This is a genomic window from Cellulomonas sp. KH9, from assembly GCF_900114185.1.
GTDB lineage: Bacteria > Actinomycetota > Actinomycetes > Actinomycetales > Cellulomonadaceae > Cellulomonas.
Genome location: NZ_FOSE01000004.1, coordinates 503236 through 526595 on the forward strand (window position 1 = coordinate 503236; position 23360 = coordinate 526595).

The following is a 23360-nucleotide window of genomic DNA, read 5'->3' on the forward strand; positions in this document are numbered from 1 at the left end:
AGTGTCGGATCAGAAGGTCATCGATGTGCTGCTGGTCGAGGACGACCCCGGCGACGTCCTCATGACGCGTGAGGCGTTCGAGCACAACAAGGTGCGCAACCGGCTCTCGGTCGTCGCGGACGGGGTCAGCGCCCTGGAGTTCCTGCGCAAGGAGGGCGAGCACGCCGACGCCCCCACGCCGGACCTCGTGCTGCTGGACCTCAACCTGCCCCGCATGGACGGGCGCGAGGTGCTCGAGGCCATGAAGTCCGACGAGACGATGCGCGCCATCCCCGTCGTCGTCCTGACGACGTCGGAGGCCGAGGAGGACGTCGTGCGCAGCTACTCGCTGCACGCCAACGCGTACGTCACCAAGCCGGTCGACTTCGACCGGTTCATCGACGTCGTGCGGCAGATCGACGAGTTCTTCGTCGAGGTCGTCCGGCTGCCCGGTCGCTGACGGACACCGCCGCAGGCCGGGAAGAGGCCGACCCGCGGCGGTGTTGTACCGCTCGACACCACGACGAGAGGTGAGTGGAGAGCGATGCTGGACCCCCGGGAGATCTACGACGTCGACCCCGACGTCGCCGCGAGCGTGGACGACGCCGCGCGGCGCGGTGCGCGGCCCGTGCTGGTGCACGCCGTGCGCGGGTTCGTCGACGCCGGTCACGCCGGGCAGGTCGCCGCGGACCACCTCGCCGCCCTCGGTGACGCGCAGCGCCTCGTCACCTTCGACGTCGACCAGCTCGTCGACTACCGCGGCCGGCGCCCCGTGATGACGTTCGACTCCGGCTGGACCGACTACGACGCCCCCGAGCTGGTCGTCGACCTGCTGCGCGACGCGCAGGGCGTGCCGTACCTGCTCCTGCACGGCCTGGAGCCGGACCTGCAGTGGGAGCGCTGGGTCGCCGCCGTCCGCCAGGTCGTCGAGCGCTTCGACGTCCCGCTGGTGGTCGGGCTGCACGGCATCCCGATGGGGGTGCCGCACACGCGGCCCGTGTCGGTGACCGCGCACGCGACCCGCGCCGAGCTCGTGGCGGACCACACGTCGATGTTCGGCACGGTGCAGGTGCCGGGGAGCGCGTCCGCGCTGCTGGAGCTGCGCCTGGGGGAGTCCGGCCACGACGCGATGGGGTTCGCCGTGCACGTGCCGCACTACCTCGCGCAGTCGTCGTTCCCTGCGGCCGGGCTCGCCGGACTGCGTCACGTGGAGCGGGCCACGGGTCTCGACCTGGGGCTCTCCTCGCTCGAGCCGGCGGCGGCCGAGGTGATGCAGGAGGTCGAGCGGCAGGTCGAGGGCTCGTCCGAGGTCGCTGCGGTGGTGCAGGCGCTCGAGGAGCAGTACGACGCGTTCACCCGCAGCGTCGGGCGCACGAGCCTGCTGGCGCAGGCGACCGACCTGCCGACCGCCGAGGAGATCGGCGCCGAGCTGGAGCGGTTCCTCGCCGAGCAGACCGACCAGGGCGGCGGGGACGGCCCCACTCCCTGAGGTGCGCGGCGCGTCCGTCGTGACCGGATCGTTGTGACCCCCGCCCGGGAGTCGTCGGATTTCGTGGCGTACGCCACACCCGACGTGCGAGGATGCTCACCGTTGCAGTGGCGTACGGACGCTCGACCGGCCCGCTGCCCCTCGCCCCCCGGGGCGCGGTGCGCGGAACCATCGGGTCCCCGGCTGGCCGGGGATCGCACCACCCGGTGCCGGACGTGAGGCGCTGCGGCACGCCACGGGCACCGGTCCGCGGCGGTCACCCGGTGGGACAGAAGGATGCAGGACATGGCACAGGGCGCGGTCAAGTGGTTCAACGCCGAGAAGGGCTACGGGTTCATCGCCCAGGACGACGGCGGCGCCGACGTCTTCGTCCACTACTCGGCCATCGACACGCAGGGCTACCGCTCGCTGGACGAGGGTCAGCGCGTGGAGTTCGAGATCACGCAGGGTCAGAAGGGTCCGCAGGCGGAGCACGTCCGCCCGCTGTGACCACTGCCCGGCCTCGGCCGGGCACCTGCGGCGCACAGGGTCGCACCCGCCCGGGTGCGACCCTGTGCCGTGCCCGGGCCCGTCACCCGGCGGGGTCGCGGGCCGGGTGCGGCTCGTCGGGCGGTGCCGGCCCGTCGGTCGGCGGCGGGTCGTGCCGGGGTGCGGCCGCACCGGTGAGCGTGCGCACCTCGTCGCCTGCCACGAGGCGCGCGGGGACCGGGAGCGTGCGCAGCGTCCGTGCCAGGCCGGCGTCGTCGAGGAGGTCGGGGTCGTCGGTGGCGACGAGCAGCAGGTTGCCGTAGCGCCGCCCGCGCAGCTGCGCCGGCTCGGCGACGACGCCGACGTGGGGGTAGACGGCGGCCAGCGTCGCGAGCTCGGCGCGCGCCAGGGCGAGGGGGGGTCGGTCCGCGCAGTTCGCGACGTAGACGCCCCCGGGTCGCAGCACGCGCCGCACCTCGCGCGCGAACTCCACCGTCGTGAGGTGGTCGGGTGTCCGGTCGCCGGCGAACACGTCACGGGCCACCACGTCGTACGTGGCGTCGGCGAGCCCGCTCAGCTCCGCCCGCGCCTCTCCCGTGCGCAGGCGCAGCCGCGGGGCACGGGGCAGCTCGAACCACTCCCGCGCCAGGCGCGCGACGTCCCCGTCCAGCTCCACGGCGAGCTGGCGCGACTCCGGGTGCCGATGGGCCAGCGCACGGGCCAGCGCGCAGCCGCCGGCACCCAGGTGCAGCACGGTCAGGTCCGGGCGCCGGTCGGCGAGCACCTCGACGACGGCGGCCGCCTGCTGCATGTACTCGAAGTCGAGCAGGCCCGGGTCGTCGAGGTCGACGAACGAGCTCGGGACGCCGTTGACGAGCAGGGTGGCGGCGCGCGGACGGCCGGGCTCGGGCACGACCTCCACGGTGCCCGTGGCCACGGGGACGGGGCCGACCGGCCACGGGGGCGACGTCGGGGCGGACCGGGATGTCGGTGGTCGGCGGGACGATGGGTCACGACGTCGGGCAGCCACGCCGTCACCGTACGTGGTGAGGGCGCCGCGGGCGGACCGGGGCGGCGCGGGGCAGGACGGGTCTCCGGGGCGGCGGGACCAGGAGGTGGTCGGGTGTTGACGGGTTCGAACAGGTGTTCGAAGATGGACCAGGCGGACGGACCGCCGCGACGGGAGGTGCGGGCGATGGTCGGACGGGTGAGCCTGCTGCACGCAGCGACGGTTCCGCCGCAGAGTGCGGAGCTCCTGGCGCGCGCGGACGCCGAGCTGCTCGCTGCCCAGTTCTCCGGCGAGCCGTGGGAGATGTTCTCCCACGCGCACCTGGCCGCCCTGCGCGCGGGTGCGGCGCTCGTCGCCGCCCGGGGGCGTCCGTCGGGTCGCGGTGCGCCGCGGACCGTGTGGGGGATGCTCGACGCGGTCGCACCCGAGCTGCACCGGTTGTCGGCGCTCTTCGCCCAGGGCGCGACGCTGCGTGCCGCGGTCGACGCAGGGCGTTTCGAGGCGGTCACCCAGGCCCGTGCGGAGCGGTCGTTGTGCGCGGCAGAGGACCTGGTCGACGCGGTCCGGGACGCCCTCGCGAGCGATGCAGCGCCCTCGGAGGAGGGCCAGGTCGCGATTGTCAGGTGAAACCGGGGCGGATACCGCCCCGGTGGTGGCGTCGGCACCGTTCCGTGCCGCATGATGATCGCCCTGCCGACGGTCGCTCGACTACCACCTTGGTGCCAGCCGATCTATCCTGAGGCCACATAGTCCACCGGAGTGCGACGGGGGTCGGGATGCCACTCTCCGAGTACGAGCAGCGCGTGCTCGAGCAGATGGAGCGCCAGCTGACGTCTGACGACCCTCGGCTCGCCAATACGCTGACGCGACGGGGCGGTCACCGGCCCGTCACGCGCTACGTCATCGCCGGCGTCGGAGCGGCCGTCGGCCTGCTCCTGCTGGTCGTCGGGGCTGCGACGTCGCAGCCTTGGCTGGGTGCGACCGGCTTCGTCGTGATGTTCGCGGCCGTGGCGTTCGCGTTCGCCGCGCCACGCGGCGAGCCCACCGGGCCCCAGGGCACCGTCGGCGCCGACGGTGCCGTGCGGCGTGCGCCTGCCGCAGGCCGGAAGCAGGGGTTCATGGCGCGGCTCGAGGAGCGGTGGGACCGCCGCCGCGAGGGTCACTGACCCGTCGTCGACACCGCTCGTCCCCACCCGCCGCGGCGCGGGGACTCTGACACGGGTCGACGCACCTGACGACCCGACGCGTCGGCGCCGACGCACGTGTCGCAGCGTCGTCGGCCCGCCTGGTCCGAGGCTCGGGACCGCCGTGTCCGCGCTCCGGTCGCGCGGGCGTCCGGGTGACGGGCGGCCATCGGAGCGCTGCACCGCCGCGCCCGCCGGTCCGGCCCCGGACCCGGGTCAGCCGGTGGGGACCGGGGTGCGGGCGCTGCCCTGCGCCAGGAGCTCACGGAGCCCGTCGCGGACCTCCTGCACCCAGCCGTCCAGCTCGTCGGCGCTGTGGGCGGGCGGCGTGGGCGCGTAGCGCGTCCGCTCCACCGCCAGGGCGAGGTTCTCCAGCGCGGTGAGCGCCTCTCCGGACAGGCCGCTGCCGGTGCGCGTCTCGAGGGTGCGCTGCACGTGGCGGACCGCGCCACGAGGGCTGGTCGAGTCGGACCAGTGGATGTCGATGCGGGCCACCTCGCGGCGCAGCGCGACCCACGCGTCGTCCGGGACGGTGGCGCGACGCCGGCGCCGGGACATCAGGTAGACAGCGAGCCCGGCACCCGCGGCGAGGAGCCCCAGCCCTGCGAGCAGGAGGACGGTCGTCCACGGGGACTCCTCCTCGGCGGTCGCGCCCGGCGTGCTGGGCGCCGCGCTGGGCAGGGTGTTGGGCAGGGCGTCCTGCTCGCCGCGCCCGAGCTCGTCGGGCACCGAGCCCGGTGCGGTGATCCCCGTGAAGGGGTCCGCCCACGCCGGCGGCGGTCCGCTCTGCGAGGCGGGGGTCGGCTCGAACCGGACCCAGCCCAGTCCGTCGAAGTAGAGCTCCGGCCAGGCGTGCGCGAGCCGTCCGGTCACGACGTACGCACCGTCGTCGTCGCGCTGACCAGGCAGGAACCCGACGCCGATGCGGGACGGGATGTCCAGCGTGCGCGCCATCATCGCCATCGCGGTCGCGAACTGGACGCAGTAGCCGCGGCGGTCCTCGAGGAAGTCCCAGACCGCGTCGGTGCTCCGGGCCGGCGGGACCCGCGTGTCGTACGTGAAGTTGGCGGTCGAGCGGAGCCAGGTCTGCAGGTCCAGCGCACGCTCGTAGGCCGTGTCGGCGTCCGCGGTGACCTCGGCGGCCAGCGCCGTGATGTCGTCGCGGTGCTGCGTGTCGGGCACCGTCGTGTACAGGTCGAGGTCCGGGGGAGTGCCCACCGGGGTCTCCCGCAGGTCGTCCGCCGTGAGCGTCGGCACCTGCACCAGCATCCGGTAGGACAGGCCCGCCCCGGTCGAGCGGCGACCGACCACCTCGTCGCGCTGCGGGTCGTACCCCCAGGCGCCCTCCACCGCGACGGTGCGGGGGAAGGTCGGGACCGGCAGGCGCCGCTCACGCAGCGCCCCCACCTCGATCTCGACCTGGGCGAGCGTGCCGGCGGCCGCATCGGGTGCGGTGCCGCGCAGCTGCGGGTCGGACGACAGGAGCGTCGTGGGGTCCCACGGCGCGAGGTCGTCCGCCTCCGTCCGGTTCCACAGCCGCCCGTCGAACTCCGCCATCGTGAAAGCCCGCAACGGTCCGACCAGGCGTGCGTCCACCGCCGGTGGCGGTGCCGGGGTGGGGCTCGCGCTCGGCGTCGCCCCGGAGTCCTGCCCGGCCGGGCTGCTGGGCGCCGCGAGGGCGTCCTGCTCGGTGCCGGTGCCGTCGTCGGCGAACGCCTCGGCTGCGTCGTCCGCGGACCCCGCGGCGGCGGCGGCGTCCGCTGCGTCGTCCGCTGCTGCCGTGTCGGCCGCTGCCGTGTCGGCCGCTGCTGCCGTGTCGTCCGCTGCCGTGTCGGCCGCTGCCGTGTCCGCCGCGGCCGGGTCGGTGACGCGGTAGGTCAGCACCACCTGCGCGGACCGTGTGCCCAGGCTCTCGCGCAGGTCGAGGTCGTCGCTCAGCTCCAGCGGGCCGATCGGGCCGTCGCCGAACGTCGGCAGGGCGACGCTCGCCCAGCCGGGCAGCTGCATGAGGGGCGGGCCGGCGAGGACGCTCGAGCCGACCAGCGCCAGCCCCGCCACGGCAGCGGTGGCGGTGCGCCGCGCCCGGCCCGCCTGGGCGTGCAGCGGTGCCGCGCCGTAGGCGAGCAGCGCGAGGTAGGCCGCCGCGGTCCAGAACACGGGGGCGGCACCCGCGGGGAACCCGAGGACGATCGCCGGCACCCACAGGGCCAGCAGCGGCAGGCCGGCGACCGCGGGGACGCGCAGGCCGAGCACCGCCGCGTCCACCAGGAGGTACACCACGAGGCCGCCGACGACCAGGAGCATCTCCGAGGGCCGGACGTCGGGCATCGGCACCAGGGAGTCGTTGACGACGACCACGCCCTGGCGTGCGGTCGCCCAGGCGCGGCGGACCGCGTCGAGGTCGGGCAGGAACTGGGGGCGGCCGGGGGGTGCGCCGTACCGGAGCACGACTCCCACGAGCGCCACGAGCGCCCCGACGACGGACGGCACCCACCAGCGTCGCGAGGCGGCCCGTGCCAGGGCCGTGGCGCCGGCCACGACGAGGACCCCGACGTACGCCACGAGGAGCCACCGACGTCCGGCGACGAGCCCGGCGAGCGCGAGCAGCCCCGCCCACGTCGCGACGACGCAGAGCGCCGCCCCCACGACGGCACGGGCGCCCTGCTCCGGTCCGGCGGTCACCGGGTGCTCCCCAGCAGGCGCAACCAGCAGGTCACCGGGTCCTCGCCCGTCGTCACCTGCGCGACGCGCCACCCTGCGCGCCGCAGCGCGGTGGCCGTGACCTGGGTGTCGCGGGCGCCCCCGGCGTTCCGGCCGTCGGCGCGCACGACGGCCCAGCCCTGCCCGGCGTCGCCCAGGTGCGCGAGCGCGCCGCACCCGGCCGACGACATCGAGCCGACCACGGCCAGCACGATCTCACCGGCGGTCCGCGACGTGTCGAGCCTGCGGGTGGCGTCGAGCACGGCGGCCTCGGCGTCGTTCGCGGTGCGCGCCGGCGTCAGGTCGAGCGTCAGGTCCAGCAGGGCCGCACGGGCCTCGGGGCCGCTGCGCGCGTGCACGTAGGGTGCCGCGGTCGTGCTGCCGGCCGCGACGAGCCGGACGGGGTGGCCGCTGTCGAGCATGGCCAGGGCCATCGACGCCGCGAGGGAGATGGTCCACTCGGTGGCGGTGGCGCGGACCGGCAGGTCGAGCAGGACCGTCACGGGACGCATGCCGGCGCGTTCGTCCGAGCGGACGAGCAAAGTGCCGCGGCGTGCGCTGGACGTCCAGTGGACGCGCCGCAGGTCGTCGCCCTCGCGGTAGTCGCGCAGGTTGGCGTCGTCGGTGGACGGCGTCCGCGCCCCGAGCGCGACCCGGTCGGGCTCGCCCACGAGCACGTCCGAGGGCGCGGGCAGCGCGACGACCGCCGGCCACACCGCGACGTGGGACTCGGTCCCGAGGGTGGTGCGCGACCGCACCACCCCGAACATGTCGGTCCGTGTGACCACGAGGGGGCCGAGGGGCCAGCGGCCGCGCTGGGAGGCGTGCACGGGGTAGCGGACCGTGGCGTGGTCGGGTCCCCGGGCGACCCGGGCGCGCAGGCTGCGGCCACCCGAGAGCTCCACGGCGGCCTGCTCGGAGAAGCGCAGCCCGGCGAGCCGGGCCCGGCCGGGGCGGTCCGTCGCGCGGATGTCCACGCGGACCTCCGCGTCCTGGCCGGCGTGCACGGGGTCCGGGCGGACCTCGCGGTGCACGGTCAGTCCTCGACGGCCGCTGGTGGCGTCCACGACGAACGCCGCGACGAGTGCGGCGACCGGCAGCGCCAGCAGGAGCAGGCCGACGCGCACGAGGTCGATGGAGCCGAGCCCGATGCCCGCCTGCATACCGACGACGCCCGCCGCCGCGAGCGCCCAGCCGCGGGGCGTCGGGCGTCGGTCCATCAGCCGAGCACGCGCCGCGCCCGGGCGAGGGGCTCGGGCTTCGGCAGCGGGGTGCGGGCCACGATGTCGGTCACCACGTCCTGGGTCGTGCGCCCGGACAGGCGGGACTCGGTGCTGGGCAGCAGCCGGTGCGCGAGCACGGGCACGGCGAGCTCCTGGACGTCGTCGGGCAGGACGTGGTCCCGCCCGGACATCGCCGCGAGGGACTTCGAGGCCCGCAGCAGCTGGATCGCGGCCCGGGGCGACGCCCCCAGGCGCAGCCCGCTGTCCTCGCGGGACGCCGTCACGAGCGCGACGATGTACCGCTTGATGGACGGCGCCGCGTAGAGCCGCCGGGCCAGGTCGATGTACCCCTGCACCTCGGCAGCATCCGTCACGGGACGCATACGCGCCAGGGGGTCCGCGTCCTCCTGCTGGTCGAGCATCTCCAGCTCGGACTCGACGCTGGGGTACCCGACGGTCAGGCGCGCCATGAACCGGTCGCGCTGCGCCTCGGGGAGCGGGTACGTGCCCTCCATCTCGACCGGGTTCTGCGTCGCGACGACGAGGAACGGGCGAGGCAGCGGGTAGGTGCGGCCGTCGACGGTCGCCTGCGCCTCCTGCATGCACTCGAGCAGGGCCGACTGGGTCTTGGGCGACGCCCGGTTGATCTCGTCACCGATGACGACGTGGGCGAAGACGGGTCCCGGGCGGAACTCGAACTCGTGGGTCTGCGCCCGGAAGATGTTGACGCCGGTGAGGTCGCTGGGCAGCAGGTCGGGAGTGAACTGGATCCGGCCGACCTGGGCGTCGATGCTGCGGGCGATCGCCTTGGCGAGCGTGGTCTTGCCGACGCCCGGGACGTCCTCGAGCAGCAGGTGCCCCTCGGCCAGCAGGACGGCGAGCGAGACCCGGACGAGGTCGGGGCGGCCGGACACGACCGACTCGATCCCGGTGCGCAGGCGGGTGGCGGTCTCGACGAGCCCGTCGAGCTCGTGCGGGGACGGCAGTGGCTGCATGTGGACGACTCCCTCGGCGACTGGAACGAGAGTACGCATGAGTGGTCGTCCGCGGGGCGAGGTTCACCCGCACCGTGCGCGGGGCGCCGGTGCCCCGGACGTGCGCGGACGGTGCTCCGGGGCCCCGGGACGCCGGTCCGCGGCACCCCCCACATCCCTCCACCACGGCCACCACGGCTCGTGCGTCGCGGTGCCCGGCGGGAGAGGTATGCCGCCTTGTCACGGGTTCGTCCCCGTGGGCCCGCTCCGGGTGCGCTCCGGGGCGCGCCGGGCCCTCCACTTCGCTCCACAGCGCTGACCTGCTGCGACGCTCACCAGACGGGTGAACTTGGCCTCTTGACAAGATGCAGGTGGAGGGAAGTGGAGTACCGTGGAGGCACGTGGAGAGGGCGGGAGACATCCCGCTCCCGGGGTGGCTGGGCAGTGCGCGGACAGCCCCGACGCGTGGGGGCCACGGACCCGGGACGAGCAGGAGGGGAGTGAGGTGTCGTATGAACCGACAGGCGCCTACGGCTCCTTCGCGCCCTTCCTCGGGACGTACACGCCGCGCCTGGACGACAAGGGCCGGCTCATCCTCCCGGCGAAGTTCCGGCCGCAGCTGGCCGGGGGGCTCGTCATGACTCGCGGGCAGGAGCGCTGCCTGTTCGTGCTGCCGATGGACGAGTTCCGCCGGATGCACGACCAGCTGCGGACCGCACCGGTCACGAGCAAGCAGGCGCGTGACTACCTGCGGGTGTTCCTCTCCGGGGCCAGCGACGAGCTGCCCGACAAGCAGGGGCGCATCTCCATCCCGCCGATGCTGCGCACCTATGCGGGGCTCGACCGGGACGTCGCCGTCATCGGCACCGGTACCCGGGTCGAGATCTGGGATCTCGCCGCCTGGGAGACCTACTTGTCCGAGCAGGAGGCGGGTTACGCCGACACGACCGAGGAGGTCTTCCCGAACGGCCCGTTCTGAGCCGTCGGCCGGCCCCCGGGCCACCGCGTCGCCACCCCTGTACCCGTCGCACCGCACGCCGTCGCCGCACCGTCACGGGGCGCGCGGCCCGTCCACACCCCGTCGTCCTCACCCGTCCGTCGAGACCTCCTCCCGTCCTCTCTGACGCCACTTCCCCGGCGCCAGAGGGTCGGTGGGGGATCTGGCCGGTCGGTGGAGGGATCGTCCGGCCATCTCCCTGTCCCACCAGCACCACCAGTCCCATCAGCACCACCAGTACCGGCAGTTACCGAGCAGCAGCACCGTCAGGAGCGAGGAGGGGCGATGAGCGAGCAGACCGGCGCGGGTGCGTCGTCGCGGCACACGCCCGTCCTCCTGCAGCGCTGCCTCGACCTGCTCGCCCCCGCCCTCGCGGCCCCGGGCGCCGTCATGGTCGACTCCACGCTCGGCATGGGCGGGCACACCGAGGGCGTGCTGCGCGCGTTCGAGCACGTCCGGGTCGTCGGCATCGACCGCGACCCGCAGGCGCTGGCGCTCGCGAGCGAGCGGCTCGCGCCGTTCGGTGAGCGCTTCACGCCGGTGCACGCCGTGTACGACGAGATCCGTGAGGTGCTCGACCGTCTCGGCATCGCCGAGGTGCAGGGCGTCCTCATGGACCTCGGCGTCTCCTCCTTGCAGCTCGACGAGGCGGAGCGCGGGTTCGCCTACGCGCAGGACGCCCCCCTCGACATGCGCATGGACCCGACCACGGGCCCGACCGCGGCCGACGTGCTCAACACGTACGACGAGCGGGACATCGCGCGCGTCCTGCGGGTGTACGGCGAGGAGCGGTTCGCGGCCCGCATCGCGCGCGGCGTCGTGCGGCGTCGTGCGCAGGCCCCCCTGACGCGGACGTCCGAGCTCGTCGACATCGTGCGCGCCGGCGTGCCGGCCGCGACCCGCCGCACCGGCGGCCACCCGGCCAAGCGCACGTTCCAGGCGCTGCGGATCGAGGTCAACGGCGAGCTCGCCGCCCTGGAGCGCGCGGTGCCGGCGTCGGTCGAGGCGCTCGCGGTCGGTGGCCGGATCGTCGTGGAGTCGTACCAGTCCCTCGAGGACCGGATCGTCAAGCGCGCGCTCGCGGTGGGCGCCACGTCGAGCGCCCCGCCCGACCTGCCGGTCGAGCCCGCGACGCACGCGCCCTACCTGCGCCTGCTGACCCGGGGAGCCGAGGAGGCGGACGCTGACGAGCTCGCCCGCAACCCCCGCTCCCAGTCCGTCCGCCTGCGCGCCGCCGAGCGCCTGCGCCCCACCCCCGACCACCTGCGCACCCCGAGGAGAGCCGCATGAGCGCCCAGCCCCTGGCCGCCGCCCGCACCGGTGCCGCGCGTGCGTACCCGCAGCCCGCTCGCCCCGCGGCCGCGCCGCCGCCGCGCCTGCGGGTCGTCCGGGCACCGGCCCAGGCCCGCTCGCGCGTGCCCTTCGTCCTCGCGTGCATGGCTGTGCTCGGCGGTGCCCTGCTCGCGGCGCTGCTGCTGAACACGCAGATGGCGTCGCTGGCGTTCGAGCGCTACGAGCTGTCGAACGAGCTCGGGCGGCTGCGGCAGGACCGCATGGACCTCGTCGCCCAGCTCGACGCGCGGTCGTCGCCGACGCAGCTGGCCGAGGCCGCACGGGCCCGCGGCATGGTGGAGGCGAACGGCACCGGTTGGCTGCGGCTCGCGGACGGCAGCGTCCAGGGGGCCCCGGCACCCGCCGACGGATGAGCCCGCGCGCGACCGGCCCGGCGACCCCGGGCGTCCGGCCCGTACGGCGGCAGCCGGCCGTGCGGGTCGACCCGCGCGTCGCGACCGCCCGTCCGGGGACCCGTGGCACGGTGGGCCGCGTGGACGAGCGTGCCGGCACGGTGCCGCGCCGACGGCCCGGCCAGGAGCCGACCGCCCGGCGCGCGGCGACGCCCGCACGCCCGACCGCGGCCGTCCCGCCCGCGCGCGGCGGCGGTGGCCGCCCGCCCGTGCGGGGTGGTGGCCGCCCGCCGGCGCCGCCGGTGCCGCCGACCGTCGTGGCCTCGCGCCCGCGGATGCTGACGCTGGTCGTCGTGCTCGGGCTCGTCCTGGTGACGTTCGCCGGCCGGCTGGTCCACGTGCAGGTCGTGGCCGGACCCGAGCTGGCGCAGGAGGCGCGCGAGAACCGGATGACGACCGCCTCGGTCATCGGTGCCCGCGGGGAGGTCACCGACACCAACGGCGTCGTGCTGGCGACGTCCGTCGAGCGGTACGACATCTCCGTCAACCAGCAGCGGATCGCGCGCTACCAGGCGCGCGGGTCGACCGTCGGGCTGGACGGCGCCGCCGGCGTCGCGGCCCGGCTGGCGCCGCTGCTGGACATGAACGCCGCGGAGCTCGGCGGCAAGCTCGTCGGCGACCGGCCCTTCGTCTACGTCAAGAAGAACGTGCTGCCCGACGTGGCGCGGGAGATCCGCGCGCTGCGGATCGACGGCGTCAACGTCGACAAGGTCCCCGACCGCGTGTACCCCAAGGGCACGGTCGCGGGGAACATCGTCGGCTTCGTGAACTCCGAGGGGGTCGGGCTCCAGGGGCTGGAGTCGGCCCTGGACGAGAACCTGCGGGGGGTCAAGGGCACCGAGCGCTTCGAGCGGGGCAAGGGTGGCCAGCCGATCCCCGGCGGTGCGAGCGAGCAGACCCCCGCGCGCGACGGGAGCTCGGTGCGCCTGACGCTCGACTCCGACCTGCAGTGGAAGGCCGAGGAGGAGCTGCGCAAGCAGGTGGCCGCGATGGGTGCGACCGGCGGCACGGTCGTCGTCATGCGGCCGACGGGAGAGGTGCTCGCGCTGGCGGAGTCCACCGCGTTCGACCCGAACGACCCGGGCGCCCTCGGCACCGGCTCGCTGACCCGCAGCGTGTCCGACGTGTTCGAGCCCGGGTCGACCGGGAAGGTCGTGACGATGGCCGCCGCGCTCGAGGAGGGGCTCGTCGGCCCCACCGACCGCTTCACCGTCGCGGACCGGCTGACGACGCCCAACGGCCAGACCTTCAAGGACTCGCACGACCACCCCGTGCAGAAGCTCACCGCGACGGGCATCTTCGCGGAGTCGTCCAACACCGGCACGATCCAGATCGGCGAGCGGCTGTCGCTGGAGCAGCGCCACCGGTACCTCTCGCTGTTCGGGTTCGGCAGCCGCACGGGCATCGAGATCCCGGGCGAGTCGGCGGGCATCCTGCACCCCTACGAGCAGTGGGACGGCCGCTCGCAGTACGCCGTGCTCTTCGGCCAGGCGGTGTCCGTGAACGCCCTGCAGGCGGCGAGCGTCTTCGCCACCATCGCCAACGGGGGCGTGCACGTGGCGCCGCACCTGGTGGCGGGCTGGACCGATCCCGACGGGACGTACGCGCCGCGGCCGGCGCCCGAGGGGACCCGGGTGGTGTCCGAGCAGACGGCGGACACCGTGCTGTCGATGATGGAGAGCGTCGTCGACGACGGGACCGGCGGCAACGCCGCGATCCCCGGGTACCGGGTCGCGGGCAAGACCGGCACGGCGCAGAAGTTCGCACCGGCGGGCATCACGGCGTCGTTCATCGGCGTCGCGCCCGCGGACGACCCGCAGGTCGTGACGGCGGTCATCCTGCACGACCCCAGCGCCTCGATCTTCGGTGGCACGGCGGCGGCGCCGGTCTTCTCGACCGTCACGTCGTACGCCCTGCAGCAGCTGGGGGTCGCGCCCTCCGGGACACCCGCGTCGCTGTTCCCGGCGACGTGGGAGTGAGCCGGCGGGGTAGATTTCTCCCCATGACGTCCCCCCTGGGCCGGCTGCGCCCCGAGCACCCGCCGGTCCGCAGGGTCGACGACCTCGTCGGCGAGTTCGGACTGCGCTCCGACCGCCCGACGCAGGGTCTGACCTTCACCGGCGTGACCGTCTCCAGCGCTGACGTGCAGCCCGGTGACCTGTTCGTCGCCGTCCCGGGGCTGCGCGTCCACGGAGCCCGCTTCGTGCCCGACGCCCTCGCCCGCGGAGCCGTCGCGGTCCTCACCGACGCGGAGGGCGCCGCCTGCGTGCCCGCCGACGCCGGCGTCCCGGTGCTCGTCGCCGACGACCCGCGCGCGCTCGCCGGGCCGATCGCCGCGTGGGCGCTCGACGACCCGGCGTCACGGCTCGTGACGGTGGGCGTCACCGGGACCAACGGCAAGACCACGACGACCTACTTCGTCGACGCCGCGCTGCGCGCCCGGCACACCACGACGGCCGTGCTCGGCACCGTCGAGCTCCGGATCGGCGACGTCGCCGTCGAGAGCCCGCGCACCACCGTCGAGGCCCCCGTGCTCCAGTCGCTGCTGGCCCTGGCCCTCGAGCGCGGCGCGACCGCGCTGACCACGGAGGTCTCGTCGCACGCGCTCGCGCTGGGACGGGTGCGGGGCATGCGGTTCGACGTCGTCGGCTTCACCAACCTGCAGCGCGACCACCTGGACTTCCACGGCGACATGGAGGGGTACTTCCGCGACAAGTCGCGGCTGTTCGACCCGGACCAGGCGCGCCGCGGCGTCGTCGTCGTCGACGACGAGTGGGGCCGGCGCCTCGCGCAGGAGTCCCCGATCCCTGTGGAGACCGTCAGCACGCACGTCGGCGCGCCGGAGGCGGAGCAGGCCGACTGGGCGGTCGTCGAGGCCGACGTCGGCCTGGACGGCGTCGGCTCGCGGTTCGTCCTGCGCGGCCCCGACGGGGCCCGCCACGAGGCCCACAGCCCGCTGCCCGGACTGGTCAACGTCTCGAACGCCGCGCTCGCCCTGGTGGTCGCGCACGCCGCGGGCGTCCCGCTCGACGCGGCCGCCGAGGCCGTGGCGCAGGCGCACGCGATCCCCGGCCGCATGGAGCGCGTCGTCGAGCGTGGTGACGGCTGGCCGCTGTGCCTGGTCGACTACGCCCACACGCCGGACGCGCTCGAGCTCGCCCTCGAGGCGGTGCGGCCCATCACGCCCGGCCGGCTCGTGCTCGTGTACGGCTCGGACGGCGACCGGGACCGCGGCAAGCGCCCGATCATGGGGCAGGTCGGCGCCCGGCTGGCCGACGTGCTGGTCGTCACCGACGAGAACCCCCGCTCGGAGGACCCCGCGTCCATCCGGGCCGCCATCCTCGAGGGCGTGCGCGACGTGCGCCCCGACCTGGCCGACGTGCACGAGGCCACGAGCCGTGCGCAGGCCATCCGCGACGCCCTTCGTCTGGCAGGACCGGACGACACCGTGATCGTCACGGGCAAGGGCCACGAACCGACCCAGGAGATCGCCGGGGTGTTCCACCGCTACAACGACCGAGACGTGTTCCTCGCCGCCCGCGCCGAGCGCCGGGAGCAGCACGCGTGATCGCCCTCACAGCGGCCGAGATCGCGGCCGCCACGCACGGCAGCCTGGCCGGCGTCGCCCCCGGGCACGTGGTGGCCGGCCCCGTCGTCACCGACTCGCGGGAGATGCTGCCGGGCGGCCTGTTCGTCGCGCTGCCCGGGGAGCACGTCGACGGCCACGACTTCGCCCCGGCGGCCGTGGCGGCGGGCGCCTCGCTCGTCCTGGCCGCACGCCCGCTGCCGGGGCTGCCGTGCGTCGTGGTGCCCGACGTGGAGCGCGCGCTGGGCGACCTGGCGCGCGACGTGCTGGTCCGGCTGCGGGACGCGGCCGCGCAGCCCGGGGGGTCGGGCCTGCGCGTCATCGGGGTCACCGGCTCGGTCGGCAAGACGACCACCAAGGACGTGCTCGCGCAGGTGTGCGGCGCGGCCGGCCCCACGGTCGCCCCTGTTCGTTCGTTCAACAACGAGATCGGCCTGCCCCTGACGGTGCTGCGCGCCGACGAGCAGACCCGGTTCCTCGTGCTCGAGATGGGTGCCAGCGGGCCCGGCCACCTCACGTACCTCACGGACATCGCACCGCCGGACGTCGCGGTGGTGCTGGTCGTCGGGCAGGCCCATCTGGGCGGCTTCGGCGGCGGCATCGACGGGGTCGCACGGGCCAAGGCGGAGATCGTCGCGGGGCTGGTCCCGGACGGGACCGCCGTGCTCAACGCCGACGACCCGCGGGTGCGCGCCATGGCGGCGGCGGCCCCCGGCGAGGTCGTGCTGTTCGGCGCGTCGCCGGACGCGCGGGTGCGCGCGGAGGACGTGCGCCTCGACGGGTCGGGCCGGGCGCGCTTCCGGCTCGTGCACGTCGTGGGCGACGCCCGCGAGGAGCGTGCCGTGGAGCTGCGGCTCGTCGGCGAGCACCACGTGCACAACGCGCTCGCCGCCGCCGCCGCGGCGCTGACGGCCGGCATCCCGCTCGACGACGTCGTGGCCGGCCTGTCGGCCGCCGACGCGCTGTCGCCGCACCGCATGCACGTCGTCGACCGACCCGACGGCGTCACCGTCGTGGACGACTCCTACAACGCCAACCCCGACTCGATGCGGGCCGCGCTCAAGGCGCTGGCGGTCATCGCGGGACGGCAGCGGCGCTCGGTGGCGGTGCTGGGCGAGATGCTCGAGCTCGGCGAGGAGTCCCGCGCCGCGCACGACGCGATCGGGCGGCTCGTCGTGCGGCTCAACATCGACCTGACCGTCGTCGTCGGCGACGGTGCGCGCGCCATCCGCGACGGCGCCAACCACGAGGGCTCGTGGGGTGACGAGGTCGTCCTGGCCGACGACGTCGACGCCGCGGCGGCGTTCCTGGCCGACGAGCTGCGCCCCGGTGACGTGGTGCTCGTGAAGTCCTCGTTCGGCGCCGGTCTGTGGCGGCTCGGCGACCGGCTCGTGGGGGCCGACGCATGAGGGCCGTCCTCATCTCGGGCGGCATCTCGATGCTCGTCGCGCTGCTCGGCACGCCGCTGTTCATCCGCTTCCTGGTCAAGCGGCAGTACGGGCAGTTCATCCGGCAGGACGGGCCGACCGCGCACTTCACCAAGCGCGGCACGCCGACGATGGGCGGTGTCGTCATCATCGGCGCGACGCTCGTCGGATGGGGGCTCGGTCTGCTGCTGACGGGCACCACGCCCAGCGCGTCCGCCCTGCTGGCGCTGTTCCTCATGACGGGTCTGGGGGTCGTCGGGTTCCTCGACGACTTCATCAAGATCTCGCGGCAGCGGTCGCTCGGGCTGAGCCCGCTGTGGAAGATCGTCGGCCAGGGCGTCGTCGGTGTGGTGTTCTCCGTCCTGGCGCTGCAGTTCCCCAACGAGCAGTTCCGCACGCCGGCGTCGACGCGGATCTCGTTCATCCGCGACACCGGGCTGGACCTGGCGTTCGCCGGCGCGACCGTCGGCCTCGTCCTGTTCGTCATCTGGGCGAACTTCCTCATCACCGCCTGGTCCAACGCCGTGAACCTCACCGACGGCCTCGACGGCCTCGCGACCGGCGTCTCGCTCATCGTCTTCGGTGCGTACGTGCTGGTCGGGGTCTGGCAGTTCAACCAGACGTGCCAGAAGCTGCTGTCCGCCGGGCCACGGTGCTACGAGACGCGTGACCCCCTGGACCTGGCGGTCGTGGCCGCCGCCATCACGGGTGCCCTGTTCGGCTTCCTGTGGTGGAACGCGAGTCCCGCGAAGATCTTCATGGGCGACACCGGGTCGCTCGCGCTGGGCGGCGCGCTCGCCGCGCTGACGATCCTCACGCGCACGGAGATCCTCGGCGCGATCATCGGCGGTCTGTTCGTCCTCATCGTGCTCTCGGACGTCATCCAGATCGGCTTCTTCAAGATGACCGGCAGACGCGTGTTCAAGATGGCACCGCTGCACCACCACTTCGAGCTGTCGGGGTGGGGCGAGGTGACGATCGTCATCCGGTTCTGGATCATCGCCGGCCTCTTCGTCGCGCTCGGGGTCGGCATCTTCTACGCGGAGTGGGTGGCGCAGTAGGTGGACGCACGCTTCGACGGTCGCACGGTGCTCGTCGCCGGCCTGGGCGTCTCCGGGCGCGCCGCGGCGCAGGTCCTGACGGACCGGGGCGCGCGGGTGGTGACGTTCGACGAGCACGCCCCCGAGGCGGACGCCGCGGACGTGGCCGGGCTCGTCGCCGAGGGCCTGCGCGGGGCCGACCTCGTCGTGACCTCCCCGGGTCTGCCCCCGACCCACCCGGTCCTCGCCGCGGCGGGGGAGCGCGGGGTGCCGGTGTGGAGCGAGGTCGAGCTCGCGTGGCAGGTCCGCGTGCCCCGGGACGGCGGCGACGGGCATCCCGCCCCCTGGCTCGCGGTCACGGGGACCAACGGCAAGACGACGACCGTCGGCATGCTCGAGTCGATCCTGCGTGCGGCGGGACGGCGCACCGTCGCCGTGGGCAACGTGGGCACGCCCGTGGTGCTGGCGGCCGTGGACCCGGCGCTGGACGTGCTGGCGGTCGAGCTGTCGAGCTTCCAGCTGCACCACACGCACTCGATGTCCGCGCAGGCGGCGGCCGTGCTCAACGTCGCGCCCGACCACCTCGACTGGCACGGCTCGCTGGCCGCGTACGCCGCGGACAAGGGGCGCATCTACGAGCGGGCGCAGGTCGCGTGCGTGTACGACGCGACGGACCCGGTCACCGAGGACCTCGTCCGCGAGGCCGACGTGGTCGACGGGTGCGTCGCCGTCGGGTTCACGCTGGGGATGCCCGGCGTCGGGCAGCTCGGACTCGTCGAGGACGTGCTGGTGGACCGGGGCTTCGCCCGGCTGCGCCACACGCACGCCGCCGAGCTCGGCACGCTCGCCGACCTCGCGCAGCTCGCGGGCCCGGCCGGGGTGGTCCCGCCCCACGTGGTGCGCAACGCGCTCGCGGCCGCCGCGCTGGCGCTCGCCCACGGTGTCGACCCCGTGCACGTCCGCGACGGGCTGCGCGGCTTCGCCCCCGGGGCGCACCGCATCGTGACCGTCGGCCGCGTCGACGACGTGGCGTACGTGGACGACTCCAAGGCGACCAACGCGCACGCCGCCGCCGCCTCCCTCGCCGCCTTCGAGCCCGGGTCGGTCGTGTGGATCGCGGGCGGGCTGGCCAAGGGCGCGCAGTTCGACGACCTCGTCCGCACCCGGCGCGACCGGCTGCGCGGGGTCGTCCTGCTCGGGGTGGACCGTGCGCCGCTGCGCGAGGCCCTCGCCCGACACGCACCGGATATCCCGGTGATCGAGCTGGACGCCGGTGACACTGAGCCGGTGATGACGCGCGCCGTGCACAGCGCGCGCCGGCTGGCGGCCGGCGCGCCCGAGGGCGTGCCCGTCACGGTCCTGCTCGCCCCCGCGTGCGCGTCGATGGACCAGTTCACGTCCTACGCCGCCCGCGGCGACGCGTTCGCGGCGGCCGTGCGGTCGCTGCACGGCGAGGTCGGGCAGGAGCGGCAGCCGGACGGTCGGCCGTGAGCGCCGACGCGCCCGCGCGCCCCCGCACGGCCCCCACCCGCACGGTCACACCGCCCGGCGGGACGCCGCAGGTCCGCGAACCGTCCTTCCTCGGCACGTGGAACTCGGCCGTCACCAGCTACTACGTGCTGCTGGGCTCGACGTTCCTGCTGGTGGCGATCGGCCTCGTCATGGTGCTGTCGAGCTCGAGCGTCGAGTCGCTGGCGGCGGGGGACTCGCCGTACGCGGTCTTCCTCAACCAGGCGCGGTACGCGCTCATCGGGCTGCCGGTGCTGCTGCTGATGTCGCGGTTGCCGGTCCGTGCGGTGCGGGCGCTCGCGTGGCCCGCGCTCGGCGGCGCGATCGCCTTCCAGATGCTGGTGTTCACCCCGCTGGGCTGCGGCGAGGGCGGGAACCTCAACTGGGTGTGCCTGCCCGGGTTCTCGGCGCAGCCGTCGGAGGTCGTCAAGCTCGCGCTGGCGATCTGGCTCGGTGCGCTGCTCACGCGCAAGCTGCCCCTGCTGCACGAGTGGAAGCACGCCCTGGTGCCCGTCGTGCCGGTCGCGGGGATCGCGATCGGCGTCGTGCTGCTGGGCCACGACCTCGGCACGGCGATGGTGATGGTCCTGCTCGTCGCGGGCGCGATGTTCGTCGCCGGCGTGCCGCTGCGCATCTTCGGGTTCGCGGCGCTGCTGGCCGCGGGCGGCGTGGCGGCGCTCACCCTCGGCAGCCCGAACCGCATCAACCGGATCATGTCCTGGCTCTCGGACGAGTGCGACAAGACCAACGAGTGCTACCAGAGCCTGCACGCCGGCTACGGCCTGGCCACCGGCGGCGTCAGCGGCGTCGGCCTGGGGCAGAGCGCCGAGAAGTGGTCGTATCTGCCGGCGGCCCACAACGACTTCATCTACGCGATCCTGGGGGAGGAGCTCGGCCTCGTGGGCACCCTGCTCGTGCTCGGTCTGTTCGCGCTCCTCGCGTTCGCGATGATCCGCATCATGCGCCGGCACCCCGACCCGTTCGTCAAGATCACGACGGCCGCCGTGTTCGCGTGGGTCGTCGGCCAGGCGGCGGTCAACATCGCCGTCGTCATCGGCCTCGCGCCCGTGATCGGCGTGCCGCTGCCGCTGGTCTCGGCGGGCGGGTCGGCGCTCATCATGACGATGGCCGCCCTGGGGCTGGTCCTGTCCTTCGCCCGCACCGAGCCGGGCGCCGCCGAGGCCCTGGCGGCCCGTGCCTCGGTCGTGCGCCGCTCCCTCGCCGTGATCGGACGTACCCGTGGCTGACGCGACCTCCGTCCTCCTGGCCGGCGGCGGGACCGCCGGCCACGTCAACCCGCTGCTGGCCGTGGCCGACGAGCTGCGTCGGCGCCACCCCCACGGACGGTTCGCCGTCCTCGGTACGGCCGAGGGCCTGGAGGCCCGGCTCGTGCCGGAGCACGGGTACGACCTGGCCGTTGTGCCGCGCGTCCCCCTGCCGCGCCGCCCCACCGTCGACTGGCTGCACCTGCCCGGCCGGCTGGGTGCCGCCGTGCGTGCGGCCGAGGACGCCATCGCGCAGATCGACGCCCAGGTGGTCGTCGGGTTCGGCGGGTACGTGGCCACGCCCGCGTACCTCGCCGCCCGGCGCCGCGGCATCCCCGTCGTCGTGCACGAGCAGAACGCGCGGCCCGGCCTGGCCAACCGCCTCGGCGCACGCTGGGCCGCCGCCGTCGCCGTCACCTTCGAGGGCACCGCGCTGCCCGGCGCGCAGGTCACCGGCCTGCCGCTGCGGACCGTGGTGCAGGACCTGCTCGCGGCGCGCGCGTCCGACGCCGCGGCCGCACGGCGCGCGGGCGCCGACGCGCTGGGGCTCGACCCCGACCTGCCGACCCTGCTGGTGACCGGCGGCTCCCTGGGGGCGCTGAGCATCAACCGCGCCGTCGCCGGGGCGGCGGGCGCGTTGCTCGCCACCGGTGCCCAGGTGCTGCACCTGACCGGGCGGGGCAAAGCCGACGAGGTCCGGGCGGCCACCGCCGCCGTGCCCGGTGCGGAGCGGTACCACGTCCTGGAGTACCTGACCGCGATGGACCGGGCGCTGGCCGTCGCGGACGTCGTGGTCGGCCGGGCGGGCGCGGGGACGGTCTGCGAGCTGGCCGCGCTCGGGATCCCTGCCGTCTACGTCCCCCTGCCGATCGGCAACGGCGAGCAGCGCCTCAACGCGGCCGGCGTGGTCGCGGCCGGCGGCGGCGTGCTCGTCGAGGACGGCGACCTGACGCCGGCCTGGGTCAGCGAGCACCTCCCGGTCCTGCTGGCCGGCGACACCGGGGCCGAGACCCGGGCACGCATGGGTGCGGCCGCCGCGCGGGTGGGCGTCCGGGACGGCGCCGCGCGCGTCGCGCGGCTCGTCGAGCAGCAGCTGCCCGCCCACCTGCGGACCGCCACCCTGCAGCACCGCACGCCCCCGGCGCACGCACCGGCCGTGGCCGACCCGGGTGAGCGCGGGCCGGTGGCGCTGGCCGACCTCGGCCGCGTGCACCTCGTCGGCATCGGCGGCGCCGGGATGTCCGCGGTCGCACCGCTGCTCGCCGCGCGCGGGCTCGCCGTCAGCGGGTCCGACGCCCACGACGGCCCGGCGCTGGCCGGGCTGCGGGCCGCCGGTGTGACGGTGCACGTCGGTCACGACGCGGCGCACGTCGACGACGTCGACACCGTCGTCGTCTCGTCCGCCGTCCGCGCGTCCAACCCGGAGGTCGCCCGCGCCCGGGAGCGGGGCCTGCCGGTGCTGCACCGCTCGGAGGCGCTGGCCGCGCTCATGGCCGACCGCGACGCCGTGGCCGTCGCCGGAGCGCACGGCAAGACCACGACCTCGGGGATGATCGCCGCGGCCCTCGTGCACGCCGGCGTCGACCCCTCGTTCGCGATCGGCGGCGTGGTCCGCGCGACCGGGGGCACGCTCGGCGGCGCCCGGCACGGGGCCGGGCCCTTCGTCGCCGAGGCCGACGAGTCCGACGGCTCCTTCCTCGCGTACGAGCCGCTGGTCGCGGTCGTCACCAACGTCGAGCCGGACCACCTCGACCACTACGGCACGCGCGAGCGGTTCGAGGCGGCGTTCGAGCGCTTCGCCGACCGGGTGCGCGACGGCGGGCTGCTGGTCGCCTGCGCGGACGACCCCGGCGCCGCGCGCCTCGTCGCCGCGACCCGGGCACGGCTGGCCGCGCGGGGGGTCGCGGTGCGCACCTACGGCACCGGCCCGGACGCCGACGTGCACGTCTCGCCCAGCGAGCGGAGCGCCGACGGGCGGTGGCGGGTCACGCTGACGCCCCGCGACGAGCCCGCCGTGACGCTCCACCTGCAGGTCGCCGGCGCCCACAACGCGCTCGACGCCGCGGCGGCGTGGTGCGCGCTGCGACGGCTGGGCGTCGACGCGCAGCAGGCGGCCGACGGGCTCGACGACTTCGTCGGGACGGGTCGGCGGTTCGAGGACCGCGGCACGGCCGGCGGGGTACGGGTCGTCGACGACTACGCGCACCACCCCACCGAGGTCGCCGCCCTCCTGCGGGCCGCCCGTGAGGTCGCCGACGGCGGTCGCGTGGTCGTGCTGTTCCAGCCGCACCTCTTCTCGCGGACGCGGACCTTCGCCCAGGAGTTCGGTGAGGCGTTCGACCTCGCGGACGCGGTCGTCGTGACGGACGTGTACGCCGCGCGCGAGGACCCGGACCCCACCGTCACGGGAGCCCTGGTGGTCGAGCACGTGCCGACGCCGGACAAGGCCGTGTTCGTGCCGGGGCGGGTCGACGCCGCCCGGGCGGTCGCCGCGCTGGCACGGCCCGGTGACCTGCTGCTGACGGTCGGTGCCGGGGACGTGACCGAGCTCGCGCCCGTCGTGCTCGCCGAGCTCGCCCGCGCGGACGGCGCGGCGGAGCCCCGGGACGGTGCGCGGCCGTGAGCCCGCAGCGTCCACCGGCCCCGCGCCCGGGACGCCCGTCGCCCACCGCGCGTCCCGCCGCCCCCCGTCGGACCGCCGGCCGTCGCCCGGTCCGGGGGGACGACCCCGCCCCGCGCAGCGCGCCGACCGGTCCGGTGCCTGC

Annotated in this window: 19 protein-coding genes; 15 read left to right on the forward strand and 4 right to left on the reverse strand. The window is 75.4% G+C overall.

What is annotated here, in order from left to right; all coding sequences use genetic code 11:
• Position 1: 1 nt before the first annotated feature.
• The 3 genes from BMZ16_RS15240 to BMZ16_RS15250 all read left to right on the forward strand — a co-directional run bounded on the left by BMZ16_RS15240 (position 2) and on the right by BMZ16_RS15250 (position 1957).
• Positions 2-439, forward strand: a complete 438-nt coding sequence (locus BMZ16_RS15240) for a response regulator (protein WP_089801924.1) — start codon at positions 2-4, stop codon at positions 437-439.
• An 84-nt stretch (positions 440-523) separates the two neighbouring features.
• Positions 524-1468: a PAC2 family protein gene (locus tag BMZ16_RS15245; protein ID WP_089801926.1), complete on the forward strand. Its 945-nt coding sequence runs from the start codon at positions 524-526 to the stop codon at positions 1466-1468.
• Positions 1469-1753: 285 nt separating this feature from the next.
• Entirely contained in the window at positions 1754-1957 is a 204-nt protein-coding gene (locus tag BMZ16_RS15250) for a cold-shock protein (RefSeq protein WP_089801928.1), read from the forward strand.
• An 82-nt stretch (positions 1958-2039) separates the two neighbouring features.
• Here the strand turns inward: BMZ16_RS15250 and BMZ16_RS15255 are convergent, their stop codons facing one another.
• On the reverse strand, positions 2040-2966 hold the full coding sequence (locus tag BMZ16_RS15255; RefSeq protein WP_089801930.1) for a spermidine synthase: 927 nt from the start codon (positions 2964-2966) through the stop codon (positions 2040-2042).
• A gap of 177 nt (positions 2967-3143) precedes the next feature.
• Between BMZ16_RS15255 and BMZ16_RS15260 the strand changes: the two genes are divergently transcribed.
• Both BMZ16_RS15260 and BMZ16_RS15265 read left to right on the forward strand, forming a co-directional pair.
• Positions 3144-3572: an SAV_6107 family HEPN domain-containing protein gene (locus BMZ16_RS15260; protein WP_255366722.1), complete on the forward strand. Its 429-nt coding sequence runs from the start codon at positions 3144-3146 to the stop codon at positions 3570-3572.
• A gap of 149 nt (positions 3573-3721) precedes the next feature.
• Positions 3722-4111 carry a DUF3040 domain-containing protein gene (locus BMZ16_RS15265; RefSeq protein WP_089801932.1) on the forward strand — a complete coding sequence of 130 codons (390 nt, stop codon included), beginning with the start codon at positions 3722-3724 and terminating at the stop codon, positions 4109-4111.
• 234 nt (positions 4112-4345) lie between these two features.
• Here the strand turns inward: BMZ16_RS15265 and BMZ16_RS15270 are convergent, their stop codons facing one another.
• The 3 genes from BMZ16_RS15270 to BMZ16_RS15280 are packed head-to-tail and all read right to left on the reverse strand — an operon-like array spanning position 4346 to position 9047.
• Entirely contained in the window at positions 4346-6811 is a 2466-nt protein-coding gene (locus BMZ16_RS15270; protein ID WP_089801934.1) for a transglutaminase TgpA family protein, read from the reverse strand.
• Positions 6808-8049: a DUF58 domain-containing protein gene (locus BMZ16_RS15275; RefSeq protein ID WP_089801936.1), complete on the reverse strand. Its 1242-nt coding sequence runs from the start codon at positions 8047-8049 to the stop codon at positions 6808-6810. Before BMZ16_RS15275 ends, BMZ16_RS15270 begins: the two co-directional genes overlap by 4 nt.
• A complete protein-coding gene (locus BMZ16_RS15280; protein ID WP_089801938.1) occupies positions 8049-9047 on the reverse strand; it encodes an AAA family ATPase in 999 nt (332 codons plus the stop codon). Before BMZ16_RS15280 ends, BMZ16_RS15275 begins: the two co-directional genes overlap by 1 nt.
• A gap of 484 nt (positions 9048-9531) precedes the next feature.
• Here BMZ16_RS15280 and mraZ point away from each other — a divergent pair, with 484 nt between their 5' ends.
• The 10 genes from mraZ (at position 9532) to murC (ending at position 23218) form a co-directional block, all read left to right on the forward strand.
• On the forward strand, positions 9532-10005 hold the full coding sequence (gene mraZ, locus BMZ16_RS15285) for a division/cell wall cluster transcriptional repressor MraZ (protein ID WP_089802192.1): 474 nt from the start codon (positions 9532-9534) through the stop codon (positions 10003-10005).
• Between the two features lie 303 nt (positions 10006-10308).
• A complete protein-coding gene (gene rsmH, locus BMZ16_RS15290; RefSeq protein ID WP_089801940.1) occupies positions 10309-11313 on the forward strand; it encodes a 16S rRNA (cytosine(1402)-N(4))-methyltransferase RsmH in 1005 nt (334 codons plus the stop codon).
• A complete protein-coding gene (locus BMZ16_RS15295) occupies positions 11310-11729 on the forward strand; it encodes a cell division protein FtsL (RefSeq protein WP_089801942.1) in 420 nt (139 codons plus the stop codon). The genes rsmH and BMZ16_RS15295 overlap by 4 nt, the downstream gene beginning before the upstream one ends.
• A gap of 119 nt (positions 11730-11848) precedes the next feature.
• Complete coding sequence (locus BMZ16_RS15300) at positions 11849-13747, forward strand: peptidoglycan D,D-transpeptidase FtsI family protein (RefSeq protein WP_255366723.1); 1899 nt, start codon at positions 11849-11851, stop codon at positions 13745-13747.
• A 23-nt stretch (positions 13748-13770) separates the two neighbouring features.
• Entirely contained in the window at positions 13771-15336 is a 1566-nt protein-coding gene (locus BMZ16_RS15305; RefSeq protein WP_089801946.1) for a UDP-N-acetylmuramoyl-L-alanyl-D-glutamate--2,6-diaminopimelate ligase, read from the forward strand.
• A complete protein-coding gene (murF, locus tag BMZ16_RS15310; protein WP_089801948.1) occupies positions 15333-16763 on the forward strand; it encodes a UDP-N-acetylmuramoyl-tripeptide--D-alanyl-D-alanine ligase in 1431 nt (476 codons plus the stop codon). The genes BMZ16_RS15305 and murF overlap by 4 nt, the downstream gene beginning before the upstream one ends.
• Positions 16760-17842 carry a phospho-N-acetylmuramoyl-pentapeptide-transferase gene (gene mraY, locus BMZ16_RS15315; RefSeq protein ID WP_089801950.1) on the forward strand — a complete coding sequence of 361 codons (1083 nt, stop codon included), beginning with the start codon at positions 16760-16762 and terminating at the stop codon, positions 17840-17842. Before murF ends, mraY begins: the two co-directional genes overlap by 4 nt.
• A complete protein-coding gene (murD, locus tag BMZ16_RS15320; protein WP_089801951.1) occupies positions 17843-19312 on the forward strand; it encodes a UDP-N-acetylmuramoyl-L-alanine--D-glutamate ligase in 1470 nt (489 codons plus the stop codon).
• Entirely contained in the window at positions 19309-20577 is a 1269-nt protein-coding gene (gene ftsW / locus BMZ16_RS15325) for a putative lipid II flippase FtsW (RefSeq protein ID WP_089801953.1), read from the forward strand. The genes murD and ftsW overlap by 4 nt, the downstream gene beginning before the upstream one ends.
• A complete protein-coding gene (murC, locus tag BMZ16_RS20070; RefSeq protein ID WP_089801955.1) occupies positions 20570-23218 on the forward strand; it encodes a UDP-N-acetylmuramate--L-alanine ligase in 2649 nt (882 codons plus the stop codon). Before ftsW ends, murC begins: the two co-directional genes overlap by 8 nt.
• The last annotated feature ends 142 nt before the right edge of the window (positions 23219-23360 follow it).

Bases quoted from the DNA above. Each gene is read 5' to 3' on its own strand.
- BMZ16_RS15275 (WP_089801936.1), bottom strand. From the start codon at position 8,049: ATGGACCGACGCCCGACGCCCCGCGGCTGGGCGCTCGCGGCGGCGGGC.
- mraY (WP_089801950.1), top strand. From the start codon at position 16,760: ATGAGGGCCGTCCTCATCTCGGGCGGCATCTCGATGCTCGTCGCGCTG.
- BMZ16_RS15265 (WP_089801932.1), top strand. From the start codon at position 3,722: ATGCCACTCTCCGAGTACGAGCAGCGCGTGCTCGAGCAGATGGAGCGC.
- BMZ16_RS15245 (WP_089801926.1), top strand. From the start codon at position 524: ATGCTGGACCCCCGGGAGATCTACGACGTCGACCCCGACGTCGCCGCG.
- BMZ16_RS15280 (WP_089801938.1), bottom strand. From the start codon at position 9,047: ATGCAGCCACTGCCGTCCCCGCACGAGCTCGACGGGCTCGTCGAGACC.
- BMZ16_RS15305 (WP_089801946.1), top strand. From the start codon at position 13,771: ATGACGTCCCCCCTGGGCCGGCTGCGCCCCGAGCACCCGCCGGTCCGC.
- BMZ16_RS15250 (WP_089801928.1), top strand. From the start codon at position 1,754: ATGGCACAGGGCGCGGTCAAGTGGTTCAACGCCGAGAAGGGCTACGGG.
- rsmH (WP_089801940.1), top strand. From the start codon at position 10,309: ATGAGCGAGCAGACCGGCGCGGGTGCGTCGTCGCGGCACACGCCCGTC.
- BMZ16_RS15295 (WP_089801942.1), top strand. From the start codon at position 11,310: ATGAGCGCCCAGCCCCTGGCCGCCGCCCGCACCGGTGCCGCGCGTGCG.